Origin of the sequence: Pseudomonas lactis (genome assembly GCF_001439845.1) — a bacterium.
GTDB lineage: Bacteria > Pseudomonadota > Gammaproteobacteria > Pseudomonadales > Pseudomonadaceae > Aquipseudomonas > Aquipseudomonas lactis.
Genome location: NZ_JYLO01000002.1, coordinates 500,151 through 521,969, shown reverse-complemented (window position 1 = coordinate 521,969; position 21,819 = coordinate 500,151). Strand labels below are relative to the sequence as shown.

General features: G+C 56.4%; 21 protein-coding genes, 1 tRNA gene and 4 pseudogenes. 12 read left to right on the top strand and 14 right to left on the bottom strand.

Annotated features, from left to right (window positions below; genetic code table 11):
• Window positions 1-530: 530 nt before the first annotated feature.
• Both TX24_RS05230 and TX24_RS05225 read right to left on the bottom strand, forming a co-directional pair.
• Complete coding sequence (locus TX24_RS05230) at window positions 531-1,841, bottom strand: sensor histidine kinase (protein ID WP_057709822.1); 1,311 nt, start codon at window positions 1,839-1,841, stop codon at window positions 531-533.
• The gene (locus TX24_RS05225) at window positions 1,834-2,508 is read right to left on the bottom strand and encodes a response regulator transcription factor (RefSeq protein WP_003192709.1); all 675 of its coding nucleotides are present in this window, start codon (window positions 2,506-2,508) and stop codon (window positions 1,834-1,836) included. Before TX24_RS05225 ends, TX24_RS05230 begins: the two co-directional genes overlap by 8 nt.
• Before the next feature lie 137 nt (window positions 2,509-2,645).
• On the opposite strand from TX24_RS05225, the gene TX24_RS32105 reads away from it, so the two are divergent.
• The 6 genes and pseudogenes from TX24_RS32105 to TX24_RS05205 all read left to right on the top strand — a co-directional run bounded on the left by TX24_RS32105 (window position 2,646) and on the right by TX24_RS05205 (window position 5,014).
• Window positions 2,646-2,819, top strand: a complete 174-nt coding sequence (locus TX24_RS32105; protein ID WP_164692209.1) for a hypothetical protein — start codon at window positions 2,646-2,648, stop codon at window positions 2,817-2,819.
• Window positions 2,800-3,147, top strand: a complete 348-nt coding sequence (locus TX24_RS05220) for a hypothetical protein (RefSeq protein ID WP_032896065.1) — start codon at window positions 2,800-2,802, stop codon at window positions 3,145-3,147. Before TX24_RS32105 ends, TX24_RS05220 begins: the two co-directional genes overlap by 20 nt.
• 133 nt (window positions 3,148-3,280) lie before the next feature.
• Window positions 3,281-3,415: pseudogene (locus TX24_RS31775) on the top strand (benzoate transporter); the annotation flags it as partial.
• 286 nt (window positions 3,416-3,701) lie between these two features.
• Window positions 3,702-3,911, top strand: coding sequence for a BrnT family toxin (locus TX24_RS30345; protein ID WP_082239768.1), 210 nt, complete (start codon window positions 3,702-3,704; stop codon window positions 3,909-3,911).
• On the top strand, window positions 3,886-4,251 hold the full coding sequence (locus TX24_RS05215) for a BrnA antitoxin family protein (RefSeq protein WP_032896063.1): 366 nt from the start codon (window positions 3,886-3,888) through the stop codon (window positions 4,249-4,251). The genes TX24_RS30345 and TX24_RS05215 overlap by 26 nt, the downstream gene beginning before the upstream one ends.
• A 211-nt stretch (window positions 4,252-4,462) precedes the next feature.
• Window positions 4,463-5,014 carry a hypothetical protein gene (locus TX24_RS05205; RefSeq protein ID WP_057709821.1) on the top strand — a complete coding sequence of 184 codons (552 nt, stop codon included), beginning with the start codon at window positions 4,463-4,465 and terminating at the stop codon, window positions 5,012-5,014.
• A gap of 91 nt (window positions 5,015-5,105) precedes the next feature.
• Here the strand turns inward: TX24_RS05205 and TX24_RS05200 are convergent, their stop codons facing one another.
• On the bottom strand, window positions 5,106-6,005 hold the full coding sequence (locus TX24_RS05200) for a LysR family transcriptional regulator (protein ID WP_057709829.1): 900 nt from the start codon (window positions 6,003-6,005) through the stop codon (window positions 5,106-5,108).
• Between the two features lie 183 nt (window positions 6,006-6,188).
• Here TX24_RS05200 and TX24_RS05195 point away from each other — a divergent pair, with 183 nt between their 5' ends.
• Window positions 6,189-7,199: a zinc-dependent alcohol dehydrogenase family protein gene (locus TX24_RS05195; RefSeq protein ID WP_057709820.1), complete on the top strand. Its 1,011-nt coding sequence runs from the start codon at window positions 6,189-6,191 to the stop codon at window positions 7,197-7,199.
• Here the strand turns inward: TX24_RS05195 and TX24_RS32415 are convergent.
• The 5 genes and pseudogenes from TX24_RS32415 to TX24_RS05175 form a co-directional block, all read right to left on the bottom strand.
• Window positions 7,130-7,288 (bottom strand): annotated as a pseudogene (locus tag TX24_RS32415) (transposase domain-containing protein); the annotation flags it as partial. The gene TX24_RS05195 and the pseudogene TX24_RS32415 overlap by 70 nt on opposite strands.
• A 406-nt stretch (window positions 7,289-7,694) precedes the next feature.
• The gene (locus TX24_RS05190) at window positions 7,695-8,600 is read right to left on the bottom strand and encodes a DMT family transporter (RefSeq protein WP_032896059.1); all 906 of its coding nucleotides are present in this window, start codon (window positions 8,598-8,600) and stop codon (window positions 7,695-7,697) included.
• Entirely contained in the window at window positions 8,590-9,927 is a 1,338-nt protein-coding gene (ectB, locus tag TX24_RS05185; RefSeq protein WP_244175814.1) for a diaminobutyrate--2-oxoglutarate transaminase, read from the bottom strand. Before ectB ends, TX24_RS05190 begins: the two co-directional genes overlap by 11 nt.
• Window positions 9,928-9,977: 50 nt before the next feature.
• The gene (locus TX24_RS05180) at window positions 9,978-11,321 is read right to left on the bottom strand and encodes a SidA/IucD/PvdA family monooxygenase (protein ID WP_034136062.1); all 1,344 of its coding nucleotides are present in this window, start codon (window positions 11,319-11,321) and stop codon (window positions 9,978-9,980) included.
• 126 nt (window positions 11,322-11,447) lie between these two features.
• On the bottom strand, window positions 11,448-12,071 hold the full coding sequence (locus tag TX24_RS05175; protein WP_032896056.1) for a glutathione S-transferase family protein: 624 nt from the start codon (window positions 12,069-12,071) through the stop codon (window positions 11,448-11,450).
• Window positions 12,072-12,154: 83 nt separating this feature from the next.
• Between TX24_RS05175 and TX24_RS05170 the strand changes: the two genes are divergently transcribed.
• Window positions 12,155-13,000, top strand: coding sequence for a helix-turn-helix domain-containing protein (locus tag TX24_RS05170; RefSeq protein WP_057709818.1), 846 nt, complete (start codon window positions 12,155-12,157; stop codon window positions 12,998-13,000).
• Between the two features lie 7 nt (window positions 13,001-13,007).
• On the opposite strand, the pseudogene TX24_RS32410 reads toward TX24_RS05170, so the two are convergent.
• Window positions 13,008-13,108: pseudogene (locus TX24_RS32410) on the bottom strand (integrase domain-containing protein); the annotation flags it as partial.
• Between the two features lie 637 nt (window positions 13,109-13,745).
• Here TX24_RS32410 and TX24_RS05160 point away from each other — a divergent pair.
• A complete protein-coding gene (locus tag TX24_RS05160; protein WP_032896053.1) occupies window positions 13,746-14,120 on the top strand; it encodes a hypothetical protein in 375 nt (124 codons plus the stop codon).
• Between the two features lie 161 nt (window positions 14,121-14,281).
• Entirely contained in the window at window positions 14,282-14,485 is a 204-nt protein-coding gene (locus tag TX24_RS31765) for a hypothetical protein (RefSeq protein ID WP_157255540.1), read from the top strand.
• On the opposite strand, the pseudogene TX24_RS32405 reads toward TX24_RS31765, so the two are convergent.
• From TX24_RS32405 to TX24_RS05145, 3 genes and pseudogenes are all read right to left on the bottom strand, one after another.
• Window positions 14,437-14,681, bottom strand: a pseudogene (locus tag TX24_RS32405) (ParA family protein); the annotation flags it as partial. The gene TX24_RS31765 and the pseudogene TX24_RS32405 overlap by 49 nt on opposite strands.
• 120 nt (window positions 14,682-14,801) lie before the next feature.
• A tRNA-Asn gene (locus tag TX24_RS05150) sits at window positions 14,802-14,877 on the bottom strand.
• 33 nt (window positions 14,878-14,910) lie between these two features.
• Window positions 14,911-15,834, bottom strand: coding sequence for a LysR family transcriptional regulator (locus tag TX24_RS05145; protein ID WP_057709816.1), 924 nt, complete (start codon window positions 15,832-15,834; stop codon window positions 14,911-14,913).
• 100 nt (window positions 15,835-15,934) lie between these two features.
• Between TX24_RS05145 and lldD the strand changes: the two genes are divergently transcribed.
• Window positions 15,935-17,065, top strand: coding sequence for an FMN-dependent L-lactate dehydrogenase LldD (gene lldD, locus TX24_RS05140; RefSeq protein WP_003192725.1), 1,131 nt, complete (start codon window positions 15,935-15,937; stop codon window positions 17,063-17,065).
• Window positions 17,066-17,477: 412 nt separating this feature from the next.
• Window positions 17,478-18,404 carry a GGDEF domain-containing protein gene (locus TX24_RS05135; RefSeq protein WP_014719251.1) on the top strand — a complete coding sequence of 309 codons (927 nt, stop codon included), beginning with the start codon at window positions 17,478-17,480 and terminating at the stop codon, window positions 18,402-18,404.
• 44 nt (window positions 18,405-18,448) lie between these two features.
• Here the strand turns inward: TX24_RS05135 and TX24_RS05130 are convergent, their stop codons facing one another.
• Window positions 18,449-19,222: an iron-containing redox enzyme family protein gene (locus TX24_RS05130; RefSeq protein WP_186354238.1), complete on the bottom strand. Its 774-nt coding sequence runs from the start codon at window positions 19,220-19,222 to the stop codon at window positions 18,449-18,451.
• A gap of 78 nt (window positions 19,223-19,300) precedes the next feature.
• Window positions 19,301-21,763, bottom strand: a complete 2,463-nt coding sequence (locus tag TX24_RS05125; protein WP_057709815.1) for an EAL domain-containing protein — start codon at window positions 21,761-21,763, stop codon at window positions 19,301-19,303.
• Window positions 21,764-21,819: the final 56 nt, after the last annotated feature.

The following is a 21,819-nucleotide window of genomic DNA, read 5'->3' as shown; positions in this document are numbered from 1 at the left end:
TTAAAAGTTTTCCACCAAATAAACCTTGGAAAAAAAAAAAAAAAAAAAAAAAAACAACTAAGCACACCCGTAGCGTAGCTATGAGCTCCCGTATGCTTAAACTTAATTTAAAGCATCGTCTAAAGCCAGCCCTGCATCTGTAGGGGGTGAACTATGCGTGCATGAAATAGCTTGGACACTGACCGCTCCTTGTCTGGCCTTATGGTTCATCGCGCTGTGCTGAAGCCGCTACACCGAACCATTGAGATTAAGAGTATTCGCCCGAGCCAGCAGCAAGTCCCCCGGTAGGGCTGCGATAAAATACTGGCTAGGCGAACGCTGTAACGCTAAAAGCGCAAGAAGAAAAATTATGTAGGAAATTTCCCAGGCGTATTAAATCTGTTGGTTGAGCCTTGGATATCAGCAGTTCGCCACTCGCGAGGCCACCGACGGAAGACACGCGCAGCGCACTTTCAATGTTGCGTTCCATTTGCTCATGTCCTTTCCATGCCGGCACACGCGGCCCATACAGAGCGATGGCTACAAATCCTTCAACTTGCTGACTCGCCGCCCCGCCCGCTCGTAAAATCAAGAATGACCGTAAACCTCTGCTGCTTACGAATCACCTCAATCTGCCAGCCCAGCTTTGCGCATAGCTCGCGCATCAACTGCAGCCCAAGGCCATAGCCAAAATCATCGGACTCCTGCTGCGGCCCTGTCTCCCTGATGTGATTGGCAATCATCAGCCGCGGGTATTTGAAGCGGATTTCCACGGTGCCTTCTTCGGCGTATTGCAGCGCATTGCGCAGGAAGTTGCCGATCACGATGCGGCATGCGGTAGGAGGCAATCGGCAAGGGCCGTCGTGGATGTCGATGCTCAACTCGATATCCCGGTTGCCGATCAGGTAGCGGTGTTTTTCAATCAGGTCGCCCACCAGTTCGCTCAGGTCAACGTCTTCTTCCGGCAGCGGCTCGGGACGCTCGCGGCTCATCCACAGCAATGTTTCGGCGATCAGTTGCATGTTCATCACCGAACGTTCTATGCGCTGCAATGAGGGTGGCAGCGCACCGCCCGATTGCAGGGCCAACAATTCGATTGTGGCCTTGAGCACCGCCAGGGGCGTGCGCAGTTCATGGCTGGTGTAACGCAACAAGCGGCCTTCTCGTTCGCTGGCGGCCTGCACCTGCTCAACACTTTTGGCCAGGGCATCGGCCAGCATATTGAACTCCTTGAAGCTGAAACCCGGTCGAGCGCCGGTCAGTGCCTCAGGGTCTTTGAGTGTGCCGGACCATTGCACCAGGCGCCCCAGCGGCCGAACCAGCCACCAGACCAGCAAGGCGATGATAATCAGCGCCGGCACGAATACCGCCAGGCTGATGAACTTGACACTCTCTATGACCTGATCGAAATAGGCATCAGACAACGGCGTCTCCACCTCTCCACCTGCTTCCTTATCGTGGTCGATGTCGTACATGTAGAGGGTTTTGCCGTCACCCAGGGGCTGTTCGAGGATGATCTGGAACGGCTCATCGTCGTCATCGGAATAGAGATCGCCGAAGATATTCACCGCGCCAAAGGACAGGCTCGGCGATGTAGTGAGCAACTCGCGCACGTCCTGCGGCAACGCCTCCTTGCCGATGACGCTGGTATAGAAGTAATTGTGCGGCGTCGGCGTGGTCGGGTCCTGTTTGTAGTGCCGGAGAAAATACTGAGCCTCCTCCTCCATCATCGCGCTGGCGGTGTAGAACAGGCCCCGCACGGTGAATTCAGGCAGCAGCTTGCTGTAGATCACCAGCACCACCGCAATCAGGCACAGGAAGCTGCCGCTGATTACCCACTTCAGGCTCAGTCCGTTACGCATGGGGTTTTACCTGAATGCCGACACCCGCCAGGGTATGGATCAATGGCCGGCCAAACGGTTTGTCTACCGCCTTGCGCAGCCGGTGCATATGCACTTTGAGGGTATTGCTGTCGGGTGGCTCATCGCCCCAGATTTTGCTTTCCAACCGCTCTCTGGGAACAGGCTCGGGACTGGCGCGCATCAAGTGCTCGAGCAAGGCCCAGCAGATGGGTGACAGATGCAACTCCTGCCCTGCCCGGCTGACTTTGCGGGTGGTCAGTTCCATGACTAGGTCGTCCACTTGCAGGCGGCTGGTCTGGCCGCTACGCCGCAGGCTCAAGGCGCGAATCCGCGCCACCAACTCGGCAAGCTCGAACGGCTTGACCAGATAGTCGTCGGCGCCCGCGGCAAAACTGGCGAGCTTGTCCGGCAACGCATCCAGCGAGGTCAGCATCAGGATGGGGGTCTGGACGCCTTGCTGGCGCAACCCTGCGCACACCTGCTGGCCGTCCAGTCGCGGCAGCATGATGTCCAGCAGAATGACGTCGTAATGCTGGTTGAGCGCCAGGTTGAGCCCGGCCTGGCCATGGCTGGCGTGATCGCAGACGATGCCGCTGATCTCCAGGTACTCGATAACGGTGGTGGCCAGGTCCAGGTTGTCCTCGACCAGCAGCAGATGAATATGCACGGAAAAAACCCCTCGGGCAGGCAGTGCGCAGCGGTGTGAAGGATAGCGGAAGTCGGCAGGTTTCCCGTGATGTTTACCTGACGTTAACCCCGTGCTGCTTAGGCTAAGGATCTTCTTATCCAGAGCTCGTCACCGTCATGAACCTGTATTCGATGATCAAAGGGGTGCTGTTAGCCGTGATTTTCCTCGCGCTGATGGTGGGCATCCTTCCACAGCAAACGCAGTTGGTACGCATGGGAGGCAATGGCTGGTTTCTGGTTGGCCAGAACGTTGAGCAGACAGGGTCGTGTGATGTCGCCCGTGCGTCGTGATGAGATTGGCGCCAGCTATACCGGCCAGTTGGTCGCCTGCGTGGTGCTGGTTATTGGTGTGGCGGTTTCGATGGGTATCTATATCGCGCGCTTGAATGCGCACCTCGATGAGCAACGCGACCTGTCCTCGGTGTATCTGCCCGACTGCCCTGACGGCCGCGGTGGTTTTATGGTGTATCCCGATGACAGGCGCAGCGGTGACCAGTGCTACACCGCCGGTGAGGATGAATCGATGGAGGTCGATGAGGCGCAGCGGCTATCAGGCTCGAACCTGGCGCAATGGTTCGACTACCTCCTGCCTGCAATTCAAACCCCGAGCAGGCTCTAGATACGTAATGCCGTTCAGTGACCTCTGTAGGAGCGAGCTTGCTCGCGAAAAACGTCAACGATAACGCGTGCTTCCTGAATGAACGCGGCGCCTGTGAGTTTTTCGCGAGCAAGCTCGCTCCTACGAGCCTATTGCGGCCGCCAACATCACGTTGCTCGGGATTGGCGGGGCGTTTTGGGGGCTGCTGATTGGGTTGGCGGCGTACGTCGTGCTTAATGGGCGGTTGCCGCGTCGGGAGCTTGATACTCGTGAGAACGCTGCTAACTGAGGCTCCACGACCTGGGCTCAAACCCTGCCCGCCTACCACGCAAACGCTTCGATATGACATTCGGTCATGTCTATACACGCCTTCCGACAAAGAAAACAGAACATGGCTACGTAAACAGACGCCCGTTGCGCACGGAAATCCGCAGGCAATCTCTGCAAGATCAAGCTCCAACTGAGCGGAGGGAAAATGGCGTGTGCACGATATAGATCGTCACAGCCGATCATCCTGCCTGATCGTCCATTCATCGCTTTTTTATACATATAAAATATGCATAATGAAAACTTTCATGGTTCAATTCGATAACGCCAAAAACATCGCTAATCAGCGCAAGCATAAAGGCGTAAGCCTAGCTGATGCCGAACCGGTGTTTTACGACGAGGCAGCCCTGGCCATACAAGATCACGATCACGGAGAAGAACGCTGGGTGATCATGGGCACCGACGCAAACGGAGTACCTGGAGGTTTGAGCCATGAAAGACGAATACGACTTCAGTAACGCCAAGCGCGGCGCCATCGCCAGCAACAAAGGCAAAACCCGTATCACGATCATGCTGGACGATGCTGTGATCGAAGCCGCCCGTGAACGTGCCCAGAGTGCAGGCACCGGCTATCAGACCGTGATCAACAATCTACTGCGACAGGCATTGGTTTCCCAGGACACCTATAACCTAGCGCCAGCCTCGAAGAAGCAAGCCAAAACCTTGCAAGTCCTCAACAATGGCATCAGCGTCTCAGAGGTCGAAGCGTTGGAACAGCAGTTGATAGCGCTCGCTGGAGAATTGAATCGAATGCTTGTTAATCCACTGCCTGCCAAATCAAAAAGCAAACCTGTCTGAATCGAAGGGCTAGAGTTTGCTTCTTGCGAATCGCGCCATGCAGGCCAAATCCAAGGCAAAAAAAGCCTGCATCTCTGCAGCGCGCCTTCCGAGCAAGAGTCTCTCCCCGGTATCCTGGCTGAGCCAGACGCTACCAAGGCGGCCAGGAAAAAATTCCGTTTTGTGGAAGTTGTTTCTATCAGGTCGATGTAATTCATAGGAAATGAAAGCCATGTACTTCAAGTTCATCACTCTGCTCGCACTCGCATTGCTCACTGGCTGCACGACAATCCCCTACGAAAAACCGCAAGACCGGTTGAACATCCAGAAAGATCTGTCTTTAAAACCTGAGGAAATCGTCACAATGACCCAGGTGAATTGGTGCGCCTACGCCTATGGAGAAGTGACGCCTTGCCACCCTCAGGAAGCGCTGGGGGTTCAGACTCGCACGAAATTGATATTGGCCAGTTACGACAAGCCCCACTACAAAACAATGGTTGAAGTACAAGCCAGCGACGTCATGTGCGCGCACTTACAAACGCCGGTAGATACCGCTCCAAATCTGTTTTTGTTCACCCAAGACTACGCCGTGCAGATTTGGCCAGTAGAGCCGAGTTTTAAACCGGATATCGCGAAGAAAAAACTCATCGTCGATACCATGCTCCAACCAGGAAAACGAACCTTGGTGGGCACTGAAAAGGATTATGTGAGCGACACGGGTCGAGGGAGAGCGGGGATGACGATGACCTCCATCGTAAACCTGGTTAATCCTTGTTCGATTTGAAGGGTAACCGTCCGGCTCCCCCACCTTAAGCGTCTACCGAACACATCTTGCACTAGTCCGTCTTGGTGCGGAGTCAGCCTATGAGCCAAGGTTAGTGCGCGGTGAACCAGCTGGGGTGTAGCACAGGAAAATGTTCCTTCAGCCAATCCACAAATGCCTCGACCTGAGGCGCAAGATGCGTTCTGCTTGGATAAAGCACGGAAACCAGGCGAGGCTTTGGACGAAATGCCTTGAGCACCTCAACCAGTTCTCCGCTTGCGAGGAATGTCTCAACGGTAATTCCAGGCGCTTGAACAATGCCGAAGCCTGCAACACCGCATTGAACGTAGGCATTCGACTCATTCACGGTGATTCCACCCCGAGGCGTATGTGGACGATCTTCGCCGTCTACCGAGAAGTGCCAAGGCAGCGGTCTGTTATTTTGACCGGAAAGGAAGCTGACACATGGGTGGTCTACTAGATCTTGTAGGGTTATGGGTGCACCGCAGGCTTGGAGATAACCTGCAGACGCACAGGTCACCATGGTGGCGGTGCCAATTTCTCTAGCCACCATGCTTGAATCCGCGAGGTCACCAATGCGCAATACACAGTCGATGCCCTCGGCTACGAGATCTACCGTACGGTCGGTCACGCCTAGCGCGAGCTCGATGTCGGGAAATGCCTCGGTAAATCTCCTGAGGCTTTCCATGAAACTGTGCTGGGAAAATGCAGTGGGGATGTCAATTCGAAGCCGCCCACGCAACGTCGACCCACTACGGTTGAACATGGAAGTGGTTTCTGCGATGGTTGCCAAAATCTCTTTGACGCGTTCGTAAAACCGCTCGCCCTCAGCAGTCAGTTTTACTTTACGCGTAGTGCGCTGGAACAGACGAACACCCAGCGAGGCTTCCAAATCCTGAATGGTGCGTGTGACGTGCGGGCGCCCGGCCTGCATTGCCTCAGCGACTTTGGTGAAGCTCCCCAACTCCGCTAGCTTGGCGAATACTTGCATCGACTGTAGAAGCTCCATAAGTCTCTTCTCGTGAAGCGTGTTAACGGGATGATTGTTGCTGATCAGGATAACAATCCTGTTGGTTTCTGCACATTTATCTAGAGCCGCGAAACCTCAACAATGTCCTCAGCGTAAAGGAGGAGCGTTCCTCCCCTGCACATTCAAAATTGTTGGAGACAGAAAATGAAAGCGTGGCTTCTGAAAGATTTCGGCCTGGATAATCTGGTGCAGGGCGAAACGGAAACCCCCGCGCCCCAAGCGGGTGAGCTGCTGGTAAAAGTAGGCGCCGTATCACTCAATTTTCGGGACAAGGCCATCGTTGACGGCATCTATGAACCGCACAGGGTGCCCAAGCCGCTGATCCCCATCAGCGATGCGGCGGGGACTGTCGTGGCAGTAGGTGAAGGTGTCAGCCGCTTTGCTATCGGAGATCGGGTCAACTCACACCTCTACTCACGTTGGTTGGACGGCATGCCTGGGCCAGATGAACCCGACTACTGCTTCGGCTCACCATTGCCTGGTGGTCTGGCGCAATACATGATCATCCATGAAGACAGCGCGGTACGTGCCCCCGACAACATGTCAGATGAGGAAGCAGCGACCCTTCCCATTGCTGCTCTGACGGCGTGGTATGCGCTCGTCGATTATGGCCAGATCGAGGCCGGCCAAACCGTTTTGGTTCAGGGATCTGGAGGTGTTTCTGTTTTTGCAGCACAAATTGCTAAGGCTTTGGGAGCCAGGGTGATCGTCACCTCCAGCCGTGATGACAATCTGGAAGCTGTAAAAAAACTGGGCGCTATTGCGGGTGTGAACTATCGCACCACCCCTGATTGGGCAGAGGAAGTTTTGAAGCTCACTGACGGCAAGGGAGTGGATCTCCTGCTGGATGTGGCAGGCGGTGACGGCATCAATCAATCGATTGCTGCAACAAAGGCAGGTGGACGTATCGCACAGATCGGCTTTCTGACAGGCCAGACCTCTGCCTTGAACCTGATGCCTATGATTTTCCGGCAAACAACGATTCGCGGCATAGCCGTTGCTCCACGCTCGTCATTTGACCGAATGAACGAATTCTTGAACGAGCACAAGATTCGCCCGGTAATCGACCACGTGTACCCATTCGATCAAGCACGCGAAGCGTACGAACATTTGGCCAGAGGCGCCTTTGGTAAGGTAGTAATCAAAATCGCGTAGGACCGGGCCGCTTCAATCTCACTCGCCCGCTGCGACGGCAGGCGCGTGAGCACGGCCTTCAAATAAGCATACGGATCATGCCCGTTGATGGCGTCATGCTAAGCGTCTGGATTGCTGGGTCAAATCCCAAGCAAAAAAAAGCCTGTATCTCTACAGGCTTTTCACTATCTGGCACGACCTGGAATCGAATAGAAAAACAAGCAAAAGTTTTACAAAGACATTCTACAAAATATATAAAATTACATCCCTAAGGCTATCCTAATTAATCCGATACTTCATGGAAACTCCTAGATCACCATGAACACCGCAGTTGCGTCCATCCCGCTTACCGATAATTGCATTAGTTTGACAGCTTTTATAATGTGACACGCGTTTATGTCTGGTTGGCCGCAACGGATATAAACGACTACCCGCAAACCTTGTGGGCCTGTACGTAGCTTATCGATTGGGGGCACGCAACCAGGTTCACAGATGCCGTGCCCCCCCCCTCATCCGTCAGATAGCCTCAGGTAAGTTCTGAGCCTTTTCCGGCGGCTTGATTGAGCCGATGTACACCGCGAAGATAGTCAGTAGCGCGCCGGCGATCTGGAGCGAGGAGCTTGCCTTGCCGAGAAAAGCGACGTCGATGAAGTAAGTGATCACCGGTTCGAGCAGCAGGATCAGTCCGGCCAGCCCCAGGCTGAGGGCGCCGATCGAACGATTGACCAGCAACCAACCGACGAATTGCACCAGTACCCCGTAAATCACCAGCATCACCAAGGTTTGTCCGTCCACAATGGCCAGGCTTTCCCCGGTCGCCAGCGCGTATACCAGCAATACCAGGGCTGCCCACAGACTCAAGTTGAGCATCTGCGCAATCTTGTCACCGCCACCATCAGGCAGCTGAGTATTGAGCTTCAGGAAGTACACGCAAATGGCATACGCCAGCCCCGACAGCACCCCATACACCACGCCTTTGATCCCGACTCCGCTGGTCATTTCCGGCAACAGCAACAGGTACAGCCCGACGAAGGCCAGCGAGATGGAAATCAGGAAGTAGATCGAGGGCTTTTCCTTCAACAGGTACAGCCCCAGCAAGGTCATGAAGAACACCTGGCAGTTGGTCAGGATCGATCCGATGCCCGGACCAACGATGTAGATGCTCTGATGCCACAGCACCAAGTCGATCGCCAGAAATACTCCGGCCAGTGCAGTGTAGAGCTGGGCCTTGGCGCTTTTGAGTCGCACCGGCGTCTTGCGCACCTTGAGGAGCAGGAAGAACAGGATCGAGGCGATCAGCATCCGATAGAATCCGGCACCACCGGCGCCGATATGGGCGAAAGCCACCGCCAGTGCTGACAGGCTGAGCATCAGCCCGCCGATGGTCAGCTCGATGATTGCCCGGTTGTTATTAGTCGACATGGGAGACCTCATTGGTAAAGCGCAACGTATCTGTATCCGTGTCCGATTCGCTGGACGAGGGGTATTCCAGTACCTGCTGCATGGCCTCAAAAATGCTCGCCAGTCCGTTCTGCAGGGTTTCTGCGTCGATGGTCAGGGCCGGCATCAATTTGAGCACCTGATCTTGCGGGCCGCAGCGCTCGATGATCAATCGGCGCGTAAAGCACGCGCGCGTGACCGCGGCGGTCAAGGACGCATCGTGGAACTCGATGCCATAAAACAGCCCGCGACCACGCACCTGCTTGATATGCACAGCGAAGCGCTCGGTGACCTTGGCGAACCAGGACTTCAGGAGCGTTTCAGTGGCCTGGATGTGCTTGACCAGACGGTCGTCGCTCCAGAATTCCTGCAAGGTTTTGGTCGCGGCGACGAAGGCCAGGGTGTTGCCACGGAAGGTGCCGTTGTCTTCGCCGGGCGACCATTGATCCAGCTCTGGATGATGCAGCAGCAGGGCGAACGGCAGTCCGTAACCACTGAGGGATTTCGACAGGCAGACCATGTCCGGGGTGATACCGGACGGCTCGAAACTGAAGAAGGTCCCGGTGCGGCCGCAACCGGCCTGGATATCATCGATGATCAGCAGGATGTCGTGCTCAGCCGTCAGTTTGCGCAAACGCACCAGCCAGTCGGAAGACGCTAAGTTGATTCCGCCTTCGCCCTGAATGGTTTCCAGAATCACCGCCGCCGGAAGATCCATGCCAGAGCTGTTGTCGTTCAGCAAACGTTCGAAATACTCGACGGAATCCAGACCTTTTAGGTAGCCGTCGTAGGGCATGCGGAACACATAGGGATCGACGCCAGGTTGGCGATTATCGCGGTTTCCGGTCAGCCCCAGCGAGGTGTTCGACATCCCGTGAAAGCCATTGGTGAACGCGACGATGTGCTGCCGCCCGGTGACCTTGCGCGCCAGTTTGATGGCCGACTCCACCACGCTGGTGCCCGTGGGCGAGGTGAACTGCATTTTGTAAGACAGCGCCCGTGGCTCAAGAATGATCTTGCGCAAGTTGAAGAGAAACTCCTGCTTGGCCCGGCTGTGCATGTCCAGCGCCGCCTGGATCCCGTCACGTTGCAAGTAGTCGATTACCGCTGCCTTGACCGGTTTAGGGTTGTGACCATAGTTGACCGAGCCGGCGCAACTTAGAAAGTCGATGTAGGCCTGCCCCTTGAGGTCGTACAGATAGCTGCCCTGAGCCTGGTCGAAGACCACGGGGAAACTGCGGCAATAACTTCGCGCCTGGGACTCGACCTCGGCAAATATACCCAACTCATCCATTCCTGAAATTTCCATTTACGGCCTACTCATATAAGGGGTCGAGGTGCGTGCGATCAAAAGGCGACTCAGGCGATTTTTTCTGCGGCGTCTTCCAGCCCCAGTTGTTCGCTCAACGACGTGAAAATTTCCCGGGCCCGCAGCGACAACAGGCTGAAGGAGCCTGCATCGCCGTAGCCGTGGGACGACTCGCACAAACCGTTGAGGTAAAGCGCCGGCAAGTTGCAGCCTGCGCGCGCGGACAGGCGATAATCACGTCCGATGCGAATCACGCCCTGGGCATCACAGTCCAGGCTTTCGGCCAGGTCGCGCAGAATGGAGGGGAAACGTTCGTCTTGGGCGCCGGTGCCCAGGTTGCGGAATCCGGTAGCCAGCACGACAGCGTCCAACTCAGGCAGTTGTTCGGTGGTCCCGGCCTGGGTGTCGAGTAGCGTCAGCGAGTAGCTGTGGCCGGTGGCTGTGCAAGCCTGGATGTCACTGAAACTCTTGATGGTGGTTCTGTTTTTACCCTGCAACTTGTCTTCATACATGCCTACATACAACTCCGAGATCACGTCGGCGTCGGCAGCGGAGTAGTTGGTGTAATGCAAGTGGCGGTTGATGTTCTTCTTCGCTTCGGCGGAACTGTTGTAGTACTGGTCAACAAAGGACGGGAAGTACACATGCTCGCTGAACTGGCTGGTGTCCTTGAGGCGGAAACCGTAGCCGCGCTGGATGTTGATGATCTCGAGGTGTGGGTAGCTATGGCGCAGGTGCAGCATGATCTCGATCGCACTCTGGCTGCCGCCTACTACCGCGACCCGCTTCAACTCGCGCTGTTGCGCTAGTTGCGCCAACCGCCCGAGGTACTGGGTCAAATGGAAAACCTGGTCGGCGGCGCAGTCGGTGAATGCCTGCGGGATCACGGGTGTCCGCCCGGGTGCGACGACCAGCGAGCGGGCAAAAAACTTGCTCCCGGTTTGCGTAGTCACGCAATACAGGTTGCTGACAGGGTCTGCCTGAATCGATGTCACGGCCTGGTTGTAAACCACGTCTTTGGCAAAGAAACCCGCGACCCAGCGCACGTACTCGGCGAATTCGCTGCGCAGCGGAAACTCCAAACCAAGATTGAGGTGCTCGAAAAGCCGATCATTTTCGAACAGGAAGTTGGTGAAGGTGTAGCGGCTGCGCGGGTTGCGTGGCGTCACCAGATCGCGGCTCGGATGATTCTGGATATCGCTGCCCGACAGCATCATCTGCGGTTGCCATTTCGTACTGCCCTGGCGCTCCAGGAACAGGCGTGTTCCGGCAAAGCCTAATTCTTCCAAGGCAATGGCCAAGGCGATGTTCGCGGGCCCAAAACCTATACCGATGACATCGTAGACTTGCCCGTCACGCCCTGAATCACTGGTATTAACGTTATGAACGCTCACAGCTTTATCCCCATTTATTACAAAAGTCAGACTCAGCAAAGCAGAAAAGCCCCTGAGGTCTTTCCTGCATGCGGTCAACAAAAGTTGTTTGTCGTTATCTTTAATCGATATCGGTAGTGCTGTTCTTTAAACTTCTTGTGCCGCCAGCTTCAACCATTGTTGTACCGGTGCATACGCCAGGATGTTGTCGACATATCCCTGCAGTTGTGCCGGTATGGCAATGCCATAACGACGGAAACGAAATACCACCGGAACAAACATGGCATCGACAATGCCGAAGTCGCCGCAGAGGAACTGCTTCGAACCGCTCAGCGCGCGCAGGTTGTTCCAGATATCGAACACGCGCATGACTTCTTCACGCGTCTGGGCGGTAAGCGTTTCAGGGGTATCACCGGTGTTCAGGCCGAACGACATCTGTGTGCGCAGGTGCGTGAAGCCGGAGTGCATCTCCGCCGCTGCGGCGCGCGCGAGTGCTTTGACCTGCGGGTCCTGGGGCCAGAGGTTGGCGCCAGGATAGGCGTCGGCAACGTATTCGCTGATGGCCAGGCTGTCGTTGATCACTATGCCATTGAGTAACAGTGCCGGGACTCGGCCAGAAGGCGAGTGTTCGAGGATTTGCTGGCGGGTGTCGCTCTGTTCCAGTTTCAGCTGAAGGGTTTCAAACGAAACGTCGGCTGTCACAAGAACCAGCCACGCACGAAATGACCATGACGACTTATTAAAATCCCCAATTACCAGTTTTGTAGACATCGCATCCCCTAGCTTGTTTTATGAAATAGGTGCTAAATTTAGCGACCTTTTTTTCATACGTATTGCACAAAACTGGACAATGGATGGACGGGATTCGCAGTGAAAAAGCCCCTCAAAAAGATACGGATTTTGTTCAATTCTGGCGTATACCCGAAGGCGACTGCGAGTTGCTATCTGCGCGTTATAGCACCCAATCTTTCGGCCGACATTCACATGACAGATACGCTATCGGCGTTATAAGTAGCGGTGTTGAAAAGCTATTTTATCGCGGCAGTTACTACATGGGTGTCGCTGGCAGTGTGGTCACCATTACCCCTGGGGAGATCCACGACGGCTTGCCAGGCCACGATGAGGGCTGGATGTATCGAATGCTCTATATCGACCCCGAATGGGTCAATCGCGTAGTGTTTCAAGGGCGCTTTTCAGAGGATCATATTCATCTTTTTCAAACAGCTCTGAGCCAGGCCCCCGACTTCGCCCGCATCTTTTTGCATCAGCATCAACTCATTGAAAAATCCCCACCCAGCCTTGAGCGGGAAACTATCCTTCTGGATCTGGTGACAGAGCTTTTCGAGCGCAGCGGAGCGCCCATCGAACCAGTCAGTGCGGCTGAGCAGCACGCCGTGCAAAAGATCAAGAAGAAGCTCGAAGACGAGTTCGACAAACATCTGTTGCTGGAAGATCTGGCGCAACTGGTGAACCTCGACCCTCTTTACCTGATCCGGGTGTTCAAAAAAAGCGTTGGCATCTCCCCCCACAGCTATCAAATCCAGAAAAGAATCGCCCATGTCCAAAAACTGCTGCGCACCGGGTCCAGTCTCGCAGAAGCGTCATTCACTTGCGGCTTCTTCGATCAAAGCCACATGACCCGGGCCTTCAAAAAAGTAGTCGGCATTACACCGGGCAGTTTCCGTAACAGCAGTGCCTGAGCCTGTAAGTGCCATCTTGGATGTTGATCTTGCCGTAGTGCTCGGCCTCACGTTTTAAGCGCGTTAAGCCGGCCAAAAAATGGCCTCGCGCAGCCGCATGCCGGTGGCTCACTTGCGCAGAAGCGGGCGGGTGGAGACTGCATTGGCTGACGAAACCGGCGCCGCGAGATCCTGAGTCGGGTGAAGGCCGTGAAGCGATGACCGGGCCATGCCTGACTGTCAGTCAGGTGCACTCCATTGCGTGGGCTGCAGCCCCCTTATCTGTATCGCCGTTGCGGGTGACTTCGGTGTTTGTCACGCCGATTTTCACGAGGGGGGATGCCGCAAAGCCTTGTAAGAGTAATTACAGCGATAGACTTACAGAACACCAGTCATAAATCTAAGGCGGAGCCACAGGCAAATCGGATCAATTTGGCTGTCATTAGCTCCCTCCAACGGGTCCAGAACGCGCAGTTCACTAGATGCCGCACATTCCCTACAAGATTCCAAGAAACGTCTGACTGGATCGCCATAACGTTTAAGTCGATTATCTGGACTGGTTCGCTGTCGTAGACAGCACTTGCCGAGGTGACATGGATCTTGAAGGTCACCACGCTATCCGTGTTGATCAGCTGTAGTTCGCAAAATATTCGGTAGCGCGGACAGTCGTCGACATTCTCGCCGACCGAATGCACCAACCCTCACTGTGACGGGAGCCTGCCGTCAGGTGGGGTCTTTACGTCACTTGCCAATCGCAGGAGACATGATGAAACTATCGCTTGCCTTATATGACGCGCTGACATCCATCAGTGTGCCAAATAACAAAGCTAAAGCTGTTGTAGATGCATGGGAGGACGATGTGAAAGATTTCGCTTCAATATCCGACTTAGAGCGTACCGAGTCGCACCTTCAGGGTTCGATCACTGCATTACGTACTGACCTCACCGCCTTGATTAAGGAGCAAGGCGCGGATTTGCGAACACTGGTCGAACGCCAAGCCAGTCAATTTCAAAGCTCAGTGTCAAAACTAGAATCAAACATAACGGTGCTTCGTTGGCAATTCTGGCTCCTGGTTCTCTGTTTTGGCTTCCCCATTTTGAAGAGCCTTTACGAGGTTTACGGGAAAGTCGTCACTTCTTGATCCATCGCGACACCCTCAGCCATCAGTAACCAACCGGTGGCCTATTAGCTTTAAGACGCCGGCCTTGTCCGTGTCCTGATTTGTAGCTATTCAGCCATGCGGGGAACACTCGCCGTATGGGCGACGTGTCTCGCCGTTTTGGGCTTTTTGCGGAGAGACACATGAAACTCGAAAACCTCACATCGTTGCAAACCCAGCTGTTCAAACTGCCAGTCGTCTTCACAGAGTGCGCTTGGTATGAGGCTGCCTACCTAGAGCAACCTGCGAGCTTCGGCGACTTGGGCAGCCGCTTAGGCGACACCCTCGAAGCTGCCTATACATGCCTTTTCCCTCCGGTGTCGACAAGGATCAAATCGAAATCCTGAGCGAACGCCGATATCAAATTCTTCAGGCGAAAGCGTCCATCAGCAGCATGAAGCAACAAACTTCCAAGCTGATTTATCGGATCATTCGAATGGATCAGGTCCGAAGACCCGCGTCGGCGCAGAACGCGCCTAGATTGGCGCCAACCGTGGTTTCCCCCGGCCCGCCTTTGGTTGAAACGACTGCAGCGACTTTCATTGGCCTTACCTCTGAATCGAAGGATTAGAGATGGCGTCATGCTAAGCGCGCTAAGCGTTTGGATTGCTGGGTCAAATCCCAAGCAAAAAAAGCCTGTATCTCTACAGGCTTTTCTCTATCTGGCTCCACGACCTGGACTCGAACCAGGGACCCAATGATTAACAGTCATTTGCTCTACCAACTGAGCTATCGCGGAATGCGCCGTATGTTACTGATTAAAAAGAAGAAGTCAAGCATCCTCTGACACTTTCCGTAAATCGCCCCCCTGCCCGCTTGAATACGACGGCTCCTTGGCAAGATCCAACCAGGCCCGTGCCGCCGGTGGCAGGTGGGCGCTGGCGCGCCAGGCCAGGGCGATATGCCAATCGGTGTGGGGTTCGTCCAGGGGGATCAAGGCGATGCCGGGATGTTGGTGTTTGTGCGCCAGCATCCGGGGCAGGAAGGCGACGCCCAGGCCGGCGGTGACCAGATCGACGATAAAGTCGATCTGCCCGCTACGAGCAGTGACTTTGGGGGTTACGCCTTTACGCTCGCACGCACTGAGGATCTTCGCGTTGAGGGCAAAACCCGCTTCGAACAGGATGAACGGCGAGTCCGCCAGGTCGGTGAAGTCGATGCGCTTGCGGCGGGCCAATGGGTGGCTGACGGGCAGCACTGCGATCAGAGGTTCGTTGCGTACTGGCTGGTAGTCGAAGCCTTCGTCCACCGGCAGCAGCAGTGCGGCCAGATCGACTTCTCCCGCTTCCAGGCATTCGCGCAGCCTTTTACTGCCGTACTCGGTCAGTTCGATGTCGATGCCTGGGTAGCGGCTGCGGTAAGTGGCAAACATGGCCGCGAACAGCACGCCGCACCCTACCGGCGGCAGGCCGATGCGCAGCACCCCGCCCCTGAGGCCGCGCAGGTCGTTGATTTCGGCCATCAGGTCGGTGCGTTCGGCGAGCATTACCAAGGCGCGGCGGTAGGCAATTTCACCGGCGGCGGTGAGTTCGTTCTTGTGGCCGAGACGATTGAGCAGTGGCATGCCCAATTCGTCCTCCAGAGTCTTGACTGCTTTGCTGACGGTGGACTGAGTGAGGGCAACCACTTCGGCCGCCTGGGAGAACCCGCCTTGGCGCACCACTTCGACAAACGCACGCAAGGTTCGCAAGTTCATCAGTATTCCTTTGGCGACTGGATAGCAGTGATAAAAGTTGTTTTCATCATGGCATAACTTTGCTTAGGGTGTAGCACTTTGCCCTGTGGAGACACCGTCGATGATCATCTCGTCCGCTTCCGACTACCGCGCTGCGGCCAAGCGCAAGTTGCCGCGCTTTCTGTTCGATTACATCGACGGCGGCGCTTACGCTGAGCACACGTTGCGCGCCAACAGTTCGGACCTGGCCGAGATCAGCCTGCGTCAACGCATCCTGCGCAATGTCGACGACCTGAGCCTTACCACCCAGCTGTTCGGCACCGAACTGGCGATGCCGGTGATCCTCAGCCCGGTCGGCCTGACCGGCATGTATGCGCGACGCGGTGAAGTGCAAGCGGCCAAAGCGGCGGCCAACAAACACATCCCCTTTTGCCTGTCGACGGTGTCGGTGTGTTCGATTGAGGAAGTGGCTTCTCAGAGCCCGCAGTCGATCTGGTTCCAGCTGTATGTGCTCAAGGATCGCGGCTTCATGCGCAACGCCCTGGAGCGGGCGCAGGCCGCCGGGGTGACCACGCTGGTGTTTACCGTAGATATGCCCACACCCGGCGCACGCTACCGCGACGCTCACTCGGGCATGTCCGGCCCCTATGCGGCGCAGCGGCGCATGTTGCAGGCGGTGACCAAGCCGCAATGGGCCTTCGATGTGGGCTTGATGGGCCGGCCCCACGACCTGGGCAATATCTCCAAATACCTGGGCAAACCCACCCACCTGGAAGACTACATTGGCTGGCTGGCCAATAACTTCGACCCGTCGATCAGTTGGAAAGATCTGGAGTGGATCCGCGAGTTCTGGAAAGGCCCGATGATCATCAAGGGCATCCTCGACCCGCAGGATGCCAAGGATGCGGTGAGTTTCGGTGCCGACGGCATCGTGGTCTCCAACCATGGCGGCCGCCAGCTCGACGGGGTGCTCTCCACGGCCAAGGCGTTGCCGCCGATTGCCGAAGCGGTGGGCGATGACCTGACCGTGCTGGTGGATTCGGGCATTCGCTCCGGGCTCGACGTGGTGCGCATGCTCGCCCTGGGTGCCAAGGCGTGTCTGCTGGGGCGTGCCACCGCCTATGCGCTGGCCGCCGAGGGCCAGCATGGGGTGGAGAACCTTTTGGATATCTTTGCCAAGGAAATGCGCGTGGCCATGACCCTGACCGGGGTCACCTCCATCGCGCAGATCGACCGTACCACCCTGGTCTAGTGGTGATGGGTGCGGTGTACTTTGTTCACGAATAACCGAAGCGTTGTTTATTTGCGACAAGCAACTCGCCCCACCGAAACAGTTACGTCAACCGGGCTGGCGGCAACGCTGGCCCCAATCAGCCAAATAACTGACGCCATGCTTTAACGGACTTTTCTTACTTAAAAATTAGTTAATTGATTTATAAGGATTTTTGCCAACTAAATACACTTGGCATGAATCTCGCTCTAGTACTGTTCAAGCAGGTTCGGCGATGACAAGACGTGCGGCAGTGCCCCGGGGTTATAACCCAAGGAAAAGCGGTTTAAACTGTTTCCAATGTTTTACGGAACTGACGGATCAGTAAGACGCTTGGCACTCGCCACTCTCATCCCGCCTGTAAGACAGCCCAGTGCTTAGAGGCCACCCGCTTATGAAAACCCCCACCCAGACCAACGCAATTGACTTTGACAGTGCCAAATTGCAACGCCTGGGATTTGGCCAGCCATCCTTACGCCCACGCCGCCCCGCCACCCTCGCCGAACTTCGCCAGCAACTGAACCAGCAGTTGCAGACCAGCCTGGAGCCGGAGCGCATCCTGGGTCTGTTCTTTCGTGAGGTACAGCGCCTGGTGCCGCTGGACGCGCTGCAATACCGTCACGCCGCCAGCGACCTGCGCCTGGAGTTTGGCCACCGGGGTCATCACTCCGTCAGCTACACCCTGAGCCATGAAGGCGAGCACCTGGGGGAACTGGTCTTTCGTCGCAACCAGCGGTTGCTTGAAGAGGAGTTGAGCCAGCTTGAACTGCTGCTGGTGACCTTGCTTTATCCGATGCGCAACGCCCTGCTCTACCGCGCCGCCACCCGCAGCGCCCTGCGCGACCCGTTGACCGAAACCGGCAACCGTGTGGCCATGGACCAGACGCTGCAGCGAGAAATCGACATGGCACGCCGGCACCTGCACCCGCTGTCGTTGTTGATGCTGGACATCGACCATTTCAAGAAAATCAACGACACCCATGGGCATGCCGCGGGCGATAGCGTGCTGCGCGCCGTGGCGGGGGCGATCAAACGCCAATTGCGTAACGTGGACATGGTGTTCCGGTTTGGCGGGGAAGAGTTTTTGATCCTGCTGTCCAATACCGGTCGCGATGCCGCGAGGATGGTGGGAGAGCGCCTGCGCCAGGCGGCACAAGCCCAGGACTACTGGGTGGAGGGCACGCGAATCGAACTGACCGTGAGCCTCGGTTGCTCGACACTGCTGGCGGCCGAGTCGGCTGAAAGCCTGCTGCGTCGGGCCGATAATGCGTTGTACGTGGCCAAGCGCGAAGGTCGCAACCGCTTGGCGATGGCGGGGTAAAGTCAGTTGTGGCGAGGGAGCTTGCTCCCTCTCCACAGTTACCGCTACGCCTCGCTGGCGATGCGCACAGGGCGCTCGCGAACGGCTGGCGCCTTGTCTTTCTCCGCATTCTCTAGACGCATGCAGCTTTCCAGGAACAAGTGCATGTAGTCGTAGCTCTTGCACACCGCCTGGCGTAACTCTTCCTGCAGCGCCTTGCTCGGGTTGGTCCCGGCCAGGGTGCAGATGATTTCCAGGGCTTCCCAAGGGTGGGCGTCGTCGTACTGGGCGTGCATCTTCAGCCACTTCATCGCCCGCTTGCGATCTTCCTCCGGGAAGGCGGCAGCATAAACACCGGTAGAGCAGACCACGGCGGACCACTCTCCCGTCGCCCCCTCGATCGCGTAGTTGGTGGCGGCAATCGCGACGATCAATGCATCGGCCGAGCTGGTGTGCCAGCACCAATGGCTCAGGGCGTGCAACTCGGGCGGTACCTCCTGCGCTTGCAGCTCTTCAAGGCTGACGCCGTGAGCCCGTGCCCAATTGACCCAGTAGTCGGCATGGTTGAGCTCCACACGAATGTTGCGCATCAGCCAACGGCGCGCCATATCCTCCCCAGGATGACGGGCAAACTTGGTCTTGGTCAGGTTCTGCGCCATGTACAAGGCAAACTGTTCCACCACCGGCCAACCACCAATGAGGTAGTGGCGCATGGTCTTGGCGCTGAGGGCGTTGTCACGCATGCGCTGATACAGTTCGTGCTCGACAACCCGACGCTTGCTCTCGCTACAGTCCCGGATCAATTGCTGCGCCCAGGCGGGGTAACTCGAGGCTTCCATAAGCGGGCCGGTTCTGTTGAATGTGTCGATCACTGTGGGGCTCCTTTTCAAGTGTGATTGTACAGACCAGCAAATGTTTCAGCGGAAAGTGCCGGGCGCCTTGAATAACAGTGGCTGCGGCCGCTCAGGTCGGCACTGCAAGCTATCAAAGGTAAACAATTGCGGGCGTTCAATCAGGTAGCCCTGAGCGTAATCCACACCTATCTCAAGTAAAGCCTGTTCGATCTGCGGTGTTTCAACAAACTCGGCAATTGTGCGCTTACCCATGACGTGGCCGATGTGGTTGATCACTTCGACCATGGCGCGGTTAATCGGGTCGTCCAGCATATCCTTTACGAAACTTCCATCGATCTTCAGGAAGTCTACAGGTAAATGTTTCAAATATGCGAATGAGGACATTCCGGCGCAAAAGTCATCGAGGGAAAAATGGCAGCCTAACGCTTTGAGTTCATTAATAAATCGAATCGCGCTGCCCAAATTGGCTATAGCGCTGGTTTCAGTTATTTCAAAACAAATCATTTCCGGTGGAATGTTGTAAGTATCGAATTTCTGACGTAAAAATCCTAAAAAGTCATCGTCGCCAATGGTTATTCCTGACAGATTAATCGCACACATGGCCATGGGTCGGCCCGGACGCTCATGCATGCAACGGGCGATAATCTTGAATACGTTTTCCACTACCCAACGGTCCAAGGACGTCATCAAGCCGTAACGTTCGGCCGCCGGAATAAAACTGTTGGGCAAAATGATCCGCCCCGCTTCGTCATGCAGGCGCAAGAGAATTTCAATGTGCCCATTGCCGGCGTCGGTAGGGCCCAACGGCGCAATTTCCTGGGCGTAGAGGCAAAAACGGTCTTCCTCAAGGGCAATATGCAGCCGCTGTACCCAGGCCATCTCGCCGAACCGCAGAGACAATTCCGAGTCATCGACGTGGTAGACCTGCACGCGGTTGCGCCCTTTTTCCTTGGCCATGTAGCACGCCATGTCGGCGGCGCGCAGGGAGGTTTCCAGGGTGGTCGGGGTTTGCGAGATATGCACCAGGCCGATGCTGACAGTGGTCATGAAGGGCCGCCCCTTCCACACGAAGTGCAAGCTCTGCACGGTATGGCGCAGGCTCTCGGCGATTTTTTCCGCCACCGGCGCCGGGCAGTTCTCCAGCAGGATGCCAAACTCGTCGCCGCCCAACCGAGCCAAGGTGTCGCCCTCGCGCAGGTCCGACTGCAGCAACGCGCAGATGTGGCGCAGCAGCTCATCCCCCGCCGCATGGCCACAGGTGTCATTGACCAGCTTGAACTGGTCGAGGTCGAGGAACATCAAGGCATGTCGCCCGCTTTGCTGGCGCGCGACCTGTTGCAGCACCTGTTCAAGCCGGAACTCGAACTCACGACGGTTGGCCAGGCCGGTCAAGGCGTCGTGGGTGGCCTGCCAGGAAAGGTTGGCGATGTACTGACGTTCCTGGGTCATGTCGTGCAACACCAGCACCGCACCGCTGATCTTGCCAGCGCTGCGGATCGGCGCGCCCACCAGGGTGACCGAGACCGTGCTGCCGTCCAGGCGCTGGATCAGCTTGGAATGCTCGCTGCCGCCGCTGAACTGGCCCTTGACGATGTGTTCAATCAGGGTGAAGCCGTCGGGCTCGGCGTTTTCATCCAACAGCTTGAACAGCGCCGCCAGCGGCAGGCCCTGGGCCTGCTCCGAGCGCCAGTGGGTCAAAGCTTCGGCTGCAGGGTTCATGTAAGCAATGGCCCCGTCGACGTCGGTGGTAATCACGCCGTCGCCAATCGACTCCAACGTGATCTGCGCCCGCTCCTTCTCTGCTTGCAGCGCATCGGCAAAGGCATGACGCTGGGCCAGCAGCTTGTGGGTGCGCAGCAACGCCAACACGATCAGGCCCAGGGCGGTCGCCAGGTTGGTGATCAACAACAGCCGCAGGATCATCCGCGAACCTTCGCCCAGGGCATCGCTGAACGCCTTGGCAGCGGGTGTCACCCCTTCATTGATGGCCGTGATGCGCGCCTTCCAACTATGGACATCATCATCGCTGACGTAGCCGGAGGTAATGGCGCCGTGCATCTCCTGGGCCAGCTCATCCAACTGCACCAGGTAGCCGTAGCCCACTGTCCACAGCTCAATGGCTTTTTCCAGGTAACTGAAATGGCGGAAGTTGAGGTACAGCCAGATCAGGCTGGAAACGTCATCCGGATGGTTGCCGCCCTTGAGAATCCCCAGGCGCGCGGCCTCCATGTCGGGATTGGGACGGTCCAGGGCAATGCGCAATTCATGCCCGCCCTGGGGCACGGCAATGGCCTGCTGGTATTTGAGGTAGGTGGCGTCGTTGCGGTTATCGGCGTAGAGGGTCAGGTAGTAAATGGCGTCTTTCTGGCCCTTGGACCACAGGCTTTCGCCCGCCACATAGCCCCGCACTGCCGAAAGCACGTAGAGACTGACGCAGCCTAACAATGCCTGGAACAACACGACGGCGATAAAGGGCCAGACAATACCCAGCAGGCGTGGCGTTCCGAGAGTCCGCTTTTGCTTCATGAAGTCCCTTACACATGCACAGCTTGATACGCACGCGAAAATCCGCTCCCGATAGC

Excerpts from the sequence above, each read along its gene's own strand:
- TX24_RS05230 (WP_057709822.1), bottom strand. The coding sequence starts at position 1,841 with ATGCGTAACGGACTGAGCCTGAAGTGGGTAATCAGCGGCAGCTTCCTG.
- TX24_RS32105 (WP_164692209.1), top strand. The coding sequence starts at position 2,646 with ATGAACCTGTATTCGATGATCAAAGGGGTGCTGTTAGCCGTGATTTTC.
- TX24_RS05220 (WP_032896065.1), top strand. The coding sequence starts at position 2,800 with ATGTCGCCCGTGCGTCGTGATGAGATTGGCGCCAGCTATACCGGCCAG.
- TX24_RS30345 (WP_082239768.1), top strand. The coding sequence starts at position 3,702 with ATGGTTCAATTCGATAACGCCAAAAACATCGCTAATCAGCGCAAGCAT.
- TX24_RS05215 (WP_032896063.1), top strand. The coding sequence starts at position 3,886 with ATGAAAGACGAATACGACTTCAGTAACGCCAAGCGCGGCGCCATCGCC.
- TX24_RS05205 (WP_057709821.1), top strand. The coding sequence starts at position 4,463 with ATGTACTTCAAGTTCATCACTCTGCTCGCACTCGCATTGCTCACTGGC.
- TX24_RS05200 (WP_057709829.1), bottom strand. The coding sequence starts at position 6,005 with ATGCAAGTATTCGCCAAGCTAGCGGAGTTGGGGAGCTTCACCAAAGTC.
- TX24_RS05195 (WP_057709820.1), top strand. The coding sequence starts at position 6,189 with ATGAAAGCGTGGCTTCTGAAAGATTTCGGCCTGGATAATCTGGTGCAG.
- TX24_RS05190 (WP_032896059.1), bottom strand. The coding sequence starts at position 8,600 with ATGTCGACTAATAACAACCGGGCAATCATCGAGCTGACCATCGGCGGG.
- ectB (WP_244175814.1), bottom strand. The coding sequence starts at position 9,927 with ATGGAAATTTCAGGAATGGATGAGTTGGGTATATTTGCCGAGGTCGAG.
- TX24_RS05175 (WP_032896056.1), bottom strand. The coding sequence starts at position 12,071 with ATGTCTACAAAACTGGTAATTGGGGATTTTAATAAGTCGTCATGGTCA.
- TX24_RS05170 (WP_057709818.1), top strand. The coding sequence starts at position 12,155 with ATGGACGGGATTCGCAGTGAAAAAGCCCCTCAAAAAGATACGGATTTT.
- TX24_RS05160 (WP_032896053.1), top strand. The coding sequence starts at position 13,746 with ATGAAACTATCGCTTGCCTTATATGACGCGCTGACATCCATCAGTGTG.
- TX24_RS31765 (WP_157255540.1), top strand. The coding sequence starts at position 14,282 with ATGAAACTCGAAAACCTCACATCGTTGCAAACCCAGCTGTTCAAACTG.
- TX24_RS05145 (WP_057709816.1), bottom strand. The coding sequence starts at position 15,834 with ATGAACTTGCGAACCTTGCGTGCGTTTGTCGAAGTGGTGCGCCAAGGC.
- lldD (WP_003192725.1), top strand. The coding sequence starts at position 15,935 with ATGATCATCTCGTCCGCTTCCGACTACCGCGCTGCGGCCAAGCGCAAG.
- TX24_RS05135 (WP_014719251.1), top strand. The coding sequence starts at position 17,478 with ATGAAAACCCCCACCCAGACCAACGCAATTGACTTTGACAGTGCCAAA.
- TX24_RS05130 (WP_186354238.1), bottom strand. The coding sequence starts at position 19,222 with ATGGAAGCCTCGAGTTACCCCGCCTGGGCGCAGCAATTGATCCGGGAC.
- TX24_RS05125 (WP_057709815.1), bottom strand. The coding sequence starts at position 21,763 with ATGAAGCAAAAGCGGACTCTCGGAACGCCACGCCTGCTGGGTATTGTC.